Genomic DNA, 7,379 nt, shown 5'->3' with positions numbered 1-7,379 from the left:
TGACTGATTTTACGACTGCTTCGCAGCCGAACGCAGCCTCGCAGGCTCGGCAGCTGCTACAGATCGCATTACCGCTTTACTGACTGGCATTAGGCCTGACGCCTCTCTTTCAGCGACGGCTTTGCTGCCACGCTGCCGCCAGTCCGCTGCAACAGATCACGGCAATACCAACCACGGTGGTCAGCGTCGGTGTATGGGAAAACAGCAGCCAGCCCAGCAGGCCGGCGAAGATGATCTGGCAATAACTGAACGGTGCCAGTAGCGCCGGTGCCGCGAGACGGAAAGCCTGAGTCAGGAACAGGTGTGCCGTCATCCCGCAGGCCCCCAGCGCCAGCATCATCGCGCCATGCATCAGGTTTGGCGTCTGCCAGAAGAACGGCACCAGCGCACTCATCACCAGCGTGTTGCACAAGCCGGCGAAGAAGTTGCTGGTGGTCGGGCTATCGATCTCGCTGAGCTTGCGTGTCAGCAATTGATAGAAGCAGAAAAACAGCGCCGAGCAGAACGGCAGCAACACCGCCGGGGTAAACAGATCTCCCCCGGGGTGAACGATGATCAGCACCCCGATAAAACCGCAAATGACCGCCAGCCATTGTCCCCGCGTCACTCGCTCCTTCAGCAGCGGCACCGACAACGCGGTGACCAGTACCGGTGCCAGGAAGTTGACCGACGTGGCCTCGGCCAGCGGGATGTACATCAACCCGGTGGTGAAAAACAGACTGGTGCCCAGCAGGCACAGCGCCCGGATCAGCTGAAGCAATGGCCGTTTGGTACGCAGGACCCGCAGCCCGGATTGCGGCAGGAAAATCCCGGCCATCAGCAAGGTGTGAACCAGGTAACGCGCCCAGACCACCATGACAATGGGATAAAAACCGGAGAGGTATTTGGAGAAGGCGTCGTGGCTGGAAAACAGGAAGGTTGCGACAACGATCAGCAGGATCCCTTTGAAGGGCTGATTGACGCCGGAAAGCGGAGTGCTGCTGGGCGACGACAAGACGAAGTCCTTTTATGGGGTGAGGCGAGACTTGAACAATCTAGAACCTGGTTCCATTTTATGACATCAACGACACAACAAAGTGTGCGAATACCGCACACTGTTTATTCAAGCAGACATCGCGTTCAACTGAACAACTCTGACGCCTGGCTCGCCAGCGAAAGCTCTTCGGCGTACTTCAACAAGGTCGGCGCCAACTCATGCAATCGCGCGCCGGGCATTCGCGCACTCGGCCCGGCAATGCTGAGCACGCCGATGACCCGAGCATCCAGTGGATGACGCACCACAGCGGCAATCGCCGAGGTGCCCACCGCCGAACTTTCCTCGACCCACGCATAGCCTTGCTCCCGCGCCAGACGTAACCGCTCCAGAAGCTCAATGTTCGAACGCGGCGCATTCGGCCCGACGTCTTGAGGTAACTCGGTCCCTTGCCGTTCGACCAGTGACAGCGCCTCGGCATCGCTCATGCACGCCAGCCACGCATGCCCGGAAGCCGTGTAGAACAGAGGCGCATCGCGCCCCATGTCGGGGTCGTAGCGCAGGCCCGAGCGGGCACCCTGGGACTTGGCGATCCAGACCTGTCGCTCGCCCTGGATCACCCCCAGACGTACCAGTTCACCGGTTTCCCCGGCCAGACGATCGAGCACCGGCTGAACGATATCCGCACCGCTGCCAGACAGATATCGAAAGCCCATGGCCACCAGTTTGGTCGACAAGTGATAGCGCAGGTTGTCCGGATTCTGCCGCACATACCCCAGGCGGATCAGTTCGGCGAGCAACCGATGAGTCGCGCTTTTAGGGATTTCCAATTGCTCGGCCAACGTTTGCATCGGCAAACCCTGCGGTTCACCGGTCAGGCTTTCCAGCACGCTGAAGACACGTTCGATCTGACTGCCAGCCATGGTAGGCCCCAAACAAAATTTGCATGATTCTAGAAGAGAAGCCTGACGATGCAAAATTCGGAACCAGTTGCACAACCGGCAGTCTGACGACCGGACTGGCGCCGCTCCCACTTGGCAGCAACACTCATCGCACGGAGCTTTACCCGGAACAGAAGAGGATTCCCACATGCTATGGAAAAAAGGCCGACGCAGCGACAACGTGGTCGATGCCCGTGGTGATGACATGGGCGGCGGTGGCGGTGGCATGCGTTTTGGCGGCGGCAAGGGCTTGAGCCTGACCGCGATCCTCCTGATCGTCGGCATCGGCTGGATCACCGGCCAGGACCCACTGCAAATCCTCGGGCAACTGACCGGGCAAATGGAACAGCAATCGGCGCCCGCTACCCACCAGACTCGCAAGGCGCCACCGGCCAATGATGAAGGGGCCGAATTCGTCCGTTCGATCCTCGGCGATACCGAGGACACCTGGGGTGCAATTTTCCAGCAGGCCGGTCGCCAATACAAAGAACCGACCCTGGTGCTGTTCAGCAACCGCGTGAATTCGGCCTGTGGTCTGGCCACCTCGGCGACCGGCCCGTTCTATTGCCCGGCGGACCAGAAGGTCTATCTGGACATGGCGTTCTTCCAGGAAATGTCCCAACGCTTTTCCGCTGCGGGCGACTTCGCCCAGGCCTACGTGATCGCTCACGAGGTCGGACACCATGTGCAAACCCTTCTTGGGGTTTCCGCGAAAATTCAGGCAGCACGCCAACAAGGCCGGCAGATGGAAGGCGACGGCGGTTTGCTGGTTCGTCAGGAACTGCAAGCCGATTGCCTGGCCGGCGTCTGGGCCAACAATGCGCAGAAACGCCTGAACTGGCTGGAGCCCGGTGACATCGAAGAAGCCCTGAACGCAGCGAACGCCATCGGCGACGATCGCTTGCAACAACAAGGTCAAGGCCGTGTGGTGCCGGATTCCTTCACCCACGGTACGTCAGCGCAACGGGTGCGCTGGTTCAAAACCGGTTTCGCCCAAGGCCAGGTTGGCCAGTGCGATACCTTTGCGGCGAAAAATCTGTAAATGAAGAAATGGTTTTTGATTGTTCTGTTTACATGCGCAACGTCCCAGGCCGCCGAGCATGGGGTCAAGGAGATCAGTCCCGGACGCCTGCTGTTGAAATCAGGTGAAATAGCGGTGGGCATCAGCCCCGCCCCGGCAAAAATCGAACGGGTGCTGATCATCCTCCACGGTCGCTTGCGCAACGCGCAAACCTATCTCCAGAGCGGCGAACACGCCGCCGAACTGGCCGGGCAAAGCGCAACCACCCTGGTGATCGCTCCGCAATTTCTCAATGAAACCGACGTCGCGCTACAACCGGTGGCGGACACAGTCTTACGCTGGCAGGGTAACGAGTGGATGGCTGGCGGCGAATCCACTGCGCCGTTTCGCCTGAGCTCCTACCAGGCGCTGGACGAAATCATCGCCCGCCTGGGCGACCGCCAACAGTTTCCGGATGTGAAGCAAATCGTCATCGCCGGTCACTCTGGCGGCGCGCAGGTGGTTCAGCGCTATGCGTTGCTCGGTCATGATCAGCCAGCCCTCGAAGCGACCGGCGTACAGGTGCGATACGTCATTGCTAACCCGTCTTCCTATGCTTATTTCGATGAGCGCCGGCCAGTGGCGTTCAGCCACGCGGGTTGCCCGCAATTCAATCGCTGGAAATATGGACTGACGGATTTGCCCGCTTACGCCGAAGGACAAACTCCCGCTCAACTGCAGGAAAAGTACCTCAAGCGTGACATCGTTTACCTACTGGGCCAGCAGGACACCGACCCGAATCATCCGGCGCTGGATAAAAGCTGCGAGGCCAAGGCGCAGGGACCTTATCGATTGGCCCGCGGGCGTTTTTACTTTGACTATCTGAAGCGGCTGCAACCGCAAGGGTTGAATCAGCAACTGATTGAAGTGCCCGGAGTCGGGCATAACGGGGACGGGATGTTTACGTCGCCGGAGGGGCAGAAAGCCTTGTTTGGGCAATGACTCTTGTAATGCCTGGCCTACCCCTTCGCGAGCAAGCCCGCTCCCACACTGGATCTGTGTGGGAGCGGGCTTGCTCGCGAAGGCGTCAGATCAGCCAACCTCTTCCTCAAGCCAACAGCATCTGCCGCAACTCGACACAATCCGCCGCATGCCAATCGGTCAATTCCGGCCAAGGATTATCCGGCAGGTTCACCAGCACCGTGCGCGCCCCCGCCGCTCGCCCGCAATCGAGATCGAAGCGGTAATCACCCACCATCACCATCTCACTCGCCGGCACGTTCCAGGCCTCGGCCAGTTTCAGTAAACCGCCCGGATGCGGCTTCGGCGGTGCTTCATCACGGCCCAGCACGTCCTCGACCGCAAAGCAGTCGGCCAGGCCAATGGCCTCCAGCGTGACATGCGCCAGCTCCCGGGCATTACGCGTGAGAATACCCAGGCGATAACCGCGCCCCGCCAGCTCGCGCACTAGCTCCACCGCACCCGGTGCCGGTTTCGAACCGAGGGCCAGGTCCCGTTCATGCTCCAGCAGCCACGCATGTTTGGCAGCAGCTTCATCCGCCGGCAGTGCGGCGAGGTGGGTCAGGATGTCGTGTTCGGCAGGGATTGCCAACGCCACGCGAATCGCCGCGAAGTCGTGTACGGCCACCGTCAGGGTGCCGTCCATGTCGAACACCCAGTGATGCACGTCGGCCAGGCTCATGCCCAATCCTTGCGGTGACGGATCAAACCTTCCTGGGTGACCGAGGCCACCAATTGCCCGGCGCGGTTGAACACGCTGCCACGGGAAAACCCGCGGGAGTTACCGGCCCACGGACTGTCCATCGCGTAGAGCAACCAGTCATCGGCGCGCAAGTCCTGGTGGAACCACAGCGCGTGATCGAGGCTGGCGACCTGCATGTCCTTGTGCCACACCGATTTGCCGTGGGGCTGCATCGAGGTGGTCAACAAGCCAAAGTCCGATGCGTAGGCCAGCAAATACTTGTGCAGCGCCGGCGAGTCGGCCAAGGCGCCATCGGCGCGAAACCAGACGTACTTGATCGGATCGGAGGGCAGCGGGTTGTACGGATCTTTCTCGGTCACCGGGCGGAATTCGATCGGCTTCGGGCACAGCAGCTTTTCACGCATGTGCTCGGGGATCAGGTGTGCACGTTGCTGGGTCAGTTCCAGCTCCGACGGCAGGTTCTCCGGCCCGACCACCTGTGGCATCTCGCTCTGGTGCTGGAAGCCTTCTTCATCGTACTGGAACGAGGCGCTGCAAGTGAAGATCGGGTGGCCCTTCTGGATCGCCGTCACCCGGCGCGTACTGAAACTGCCGCCGTCGCGCACGCGGTCAACGGAGTAAACCACCGGCAACTTGGCATCGCCCGGACGCAAAAAGTAGCCGTGCATCGAATGCACATGGCGCGCCTCTTCAACCGTCTGACTGGCGGCCGACAGCGATTGGCCGAGTACCTGGCCGCCAAACAGCTGGCGAAAACCCAGGTCCTGGCTACGACCGCGGAACAGGTTCTCTTCGATCGGTTCCAGGCTCAGCAGGTCAACCAGATCATCCAACACTTGGCTCATTCAGACTCTCCTCACGCAAAACAATGCCGTGCAGTCTTGGCTGCGACGGTCGATTCAGTATCTGGCACCGGCCAAGATAGTCGCCATTGTAAACGTCCGTGCCAGCTTATCCATGCAAGGTTTGCAGCCATTGTTCGCGGCTGATGCGATACAGCACGTGCCGACGCAATGGGTGACCGGCGTCGACACGCGGGTGGTCGAAGTCATCCGCCGGATCATGGTGCATGCCGATGGCCTGCATGACTTTCTCCGACTGCAGATTGGTTTGCGTCGTGAAGGCCACGACCTCTTTCAGCGGCAAGCGGTCAAACCCGCAGCGCAGAGCGGTCCACGCCGCTTCACTGGCATAACCGAGGCCCCAGTGCTCGCGGGCCAGGCGCCAACCGATTTCCGTGGCGGGGGTGAAAGGCGCGTCGAATCCGACCACGTTGAGCCCGGTAAACCCGATGAACTGGCCGGAATCTTTGCGCTGCAAGGCCCAGAGACCAAAACCATGTTCGGCGAAATGACCACGGATTCGCCCGATCAATGATGCACTTTCCAGTCGGCTCATGGTTGCCGGAAAATAGCGCATCACCTGCGGATCGGCACACATCGCCGCAAACTCCGGCAAATCCTCGTCACGCCACTGGCGCAACAGCAGTCGTGCACTTTCAAGTTCCAGAATTGGCTCCATCGTGCCCCGCCCCTCCATTTCAATGTCGCCAGTCTACAACGCTGGTAGGATCCTTCTCTCATTCCCGTATGCTTTCCAGATAAATCAGTCATGCCCCTGCCCCTGATCTACCACGAAGACTACAGCCCCGAATTTCCGGCGGACCACCGCTTCCCCATGGACAAGTTTCGCCTGCTGCGCGATCACCTGGTGGACAGTGGCCTGGCCCGCGACGCCGACTTGCTGCGCCCGGATCTGTGTCCCGCAGACATTCTCGCCCTCGCCCATGACCCTTCGTATATCGAACGCTACATGAGTGGCGAATTGTCCCGCGAAGACCAGCGCCGCCTCGGCCTGCCCTGGAGCGAAGCCCTGGCCCGGCGTACGGTGCGGGCGGTCGGTGGCTCATTGCTGGCGGCCGAGCAGGCGCTGGAGCATGGCCTGGCCTGTCACTTGGCCGGGGGCACCCACCACGCGCACTACGACTACCCGGCCGGGTTCTGCATCTTCAATGACCTGGCAGTGATCAGCCATTACCTGCTGGAAAGTGGCCGGGTGAATCGGGTGCTGATCTTCGATTGCGACGTGCATCAGGGCGACGGGACTGCACGAATACTGCACAACACCCCGGAGGCGGTGACCGTTTCCCTGCACTGCGAGAAGAACTTTCCCGCACGCAAGGCCGAAAGTGATTGGGATATTCCGCTGCCCAATGGCATGGGTGATGCCGATTACCTGAAGGTGGTGGACGATGCGCTCAACTACTTGCTGCCGCTCTACCAACCGGACCTGGTGCTGTATGACGCCGGGGTCGATGTGCATAAGGACGACGCCCTGGGTTATCTGAAGCTGACAGACGAAGGCGTCGCCGCCCGCGATGAAAGCGTGATGCGCCATTGCCTGGGCCGCGATATCCCGGTGGTCGGGGTAATCGGCGGTGGCTACAGCAAGGACCGCCAGGCCCTGGCCCGCCGTCACGGCATCCTTCATCACAGTGCGCAGCGCGTCTGGCAGTCATCAGGTTGTCACTGAGCTGTGGATGCTTTACCCACAATGCCTGTGGAACTGCCTGTGGATAACCTGAGTGAAAGGGCCTACAGCCCACAGAGCGTATAGCCCACAGAGCGATGGTTATTTTTTAACCAGACCTTAATATCACCACAACTCAAATGTGGGAGCGGGGGGGGGGGGGGGGGGGGGGGGGGGGGGGGGGGGGGGGGGGGGGGGGGGGGGGGGGGGGGG

Annotated in this window: 8 protein-coding genes; 3 read left to right on the top strand and 5 right to left on the bottom strand. The window is 60.8% G+C overall.

The annotated features are described in order from the left end of the window. Positions 1 to 109: 109 nt before the first annotated feature. Both AC07XF_RS28540 and AC07XF_RS28535 read right to left on the bottom strand, forming a co-directional pair. On the bottom strand, positions 110 to 994 hold the full coding sequence (locus AC07XF_RS28540; RefSeq protein WP_495029187.1) for a DMT family transporter: 885 nt from the start codon (positions 992 to 994) through the stop codon (positions 110 to 112). Positions 995 to 1,119: 125 nt separating this feature from the next. Beyond that, on the bottom strand, positions 1,120 to 1,896 hold the full coding sequence (locus AC07XF_RS28535) for an IclR family transcriptional regulator (protein ID WP_495029186.1): 777 nt from the start codon (positions 1,894 to 1,896) through the stop codon (positions 1,120 to 1,122). Positions 1,897 to 2,062: 166 nt separating this feature from the next. Here AC07XF_RS28535 and ypfJ point away from each other — a divergent pair, with 166 nt between their 5' ends. Then, on the top strand, positions 2,063 to 2,956 hold the full coding sequence (gene ypfJ, locus AC07XF_RS28530; RefSeq protein ID WP_495029185.1) for a KPN_02809 family neutral zinc metallopeptidase: 894 nt from the start codon (positions 2,063 to 2,065) through the stop codon (positions 2,954 to 2,956). Continuing rightward, positions 2,957 to 3,916, top strand: a complete 960-nt coding sequence (locus tag AC07XF_RS28525) for an alpha/beta fold hydrolase (RefSeq protein ID WP_495029184.1) — start codon at positions 2,957 to 2,959, stop codon at positions 3,914 to 3,916. A gap of 106 nt (positions 3,917 to 4,022) precedes the next feature. Here AC07XF_RS28525 and AC07XF_RS28520 read toward each other — a convergent pair whose 3' ends face one another. The 3 genes from AC07XF_RS28520 to AC07XF_RS28510 form a co-directional block, all read right to left on the bottom strand. After that, positions 4,023 to 4,616 (bottom strand): HAD family hydrolase, encoded by a 594-nt coding sequence (locus AC07XF_RS28520; protein WP_495029183.1) that lies wholly within the window; start codon positions 4,614 to 4,616, stop codon positions 4,023 to 4,025. Next, positions 4,613 to 5,482 carry an acyl-CoA thioesterase II gene (gene tesB, locus AC07XF_RS28515; RefSeq protein ID WP_495029182.1) on the bottom strand — a complete coding sequence of 290 codons (870 nt, stop codon included), beginning with the start codon at positions 5,480 to 5,482 and terminating at the stop codon, positions 4,613 to 4,615. The genes AC07XF_RS28520 and tesB overlap by 4 nt, the downstream gene beginning before the upstream one ends. Before the next feature lie 106 nt (positions 5,483 to 5,588). After that, positions 5,589 to 6,158 carry a GNAT family N-acetyltransferase gene (locus AC07XF_RS28510; protein WP_495029181.1) on the bottom strand — a complete coding sequence of 190 codons (570 nt, stop codon included), beginning with the start codon at positions 6,156 to 6,158 and terminating at the stop codon, positions 5,589 to 5,591. Between the two features lie 90 nt (positions 6,159 to 6,248). Between AC07XF_RS28510 and AC07XF_RS28505 the strand changes: the two genes are divergently transcribed. Next, complete coding sequence (locus AC07XF_RS28505; RefSeq protein ID WP_495029180.1) at positions 6,249 to 7,169, top strand: histone deacetylase family protein; 921 nt, start codon at positions 6,249 to 6,251, stop codon at positions 7,167 to 7,169. Positions 7,170 to 7,379: the final 210 nt, after the last annotated feature.

Source organism: Pseudomonas sp. GW821-FHT01C01 (genome assembly GCF_059422645.1).
The sequence above is the reverse complement of the archived record's forward strand: the minus strand, read 5'-3'. Positions and strand labels throughout refer to the sequence as shown.

Excerpts from the sequence above, each read along its gene's own strand:
- AC07XF_RS28535 (WP_495029186.1), bottom strand. The coding sequence starts at position 1,896 with ATGGCTGGCAGTCAGATCGAACGTGTCTTCAGCGTGCTGGAAAGCCTG.
- ypfJ (WP_495029185.1), top strand. The coding sequence starts at position 2,063 with ATGCTATGGAAAAAAGGCCGACGCAGCGACAACGTGGTCGATGCCCGT.
- AC07XF_RS28525 (WP_495029184.1), top strand. The coding sequence starts at position 2,957 with ATGAAGAAATGGTTTTTGATTGTTCTGTTTACATGCGCAACGTCCCAG.
- AC07XF_RS28520 (WP_495029183.1), bottom strand. The coding sequence starts at position 4,616 with ATGAGCCTGGCCGACGTGCATCACTGGGTGTTCGACATGGACGGCACC.
- tesB (WP_495029182.1), bottom strand. The coding sequence starts at position 5,482 with ATGAGCCAAGTGTTGGATGATCTGGTTGACCTGCTGAGCCTGGAACCG.
- AC07XF_RS28510 (WP_495029181.1), bottom strand. The coding sequence starts at position 6,158 with ATGGAGCCAATTCTGGAACTTGAAAGTGCACGACTGCTGTTGCGCCAG.
- AC07XF_RS28505 (WP_495029180.1), top strand. The coding sequence starts at position 6,249 with ATGCCCCTGCCCCTGATCTACCACGAAGACTACAGCCCCGAATTTCCG.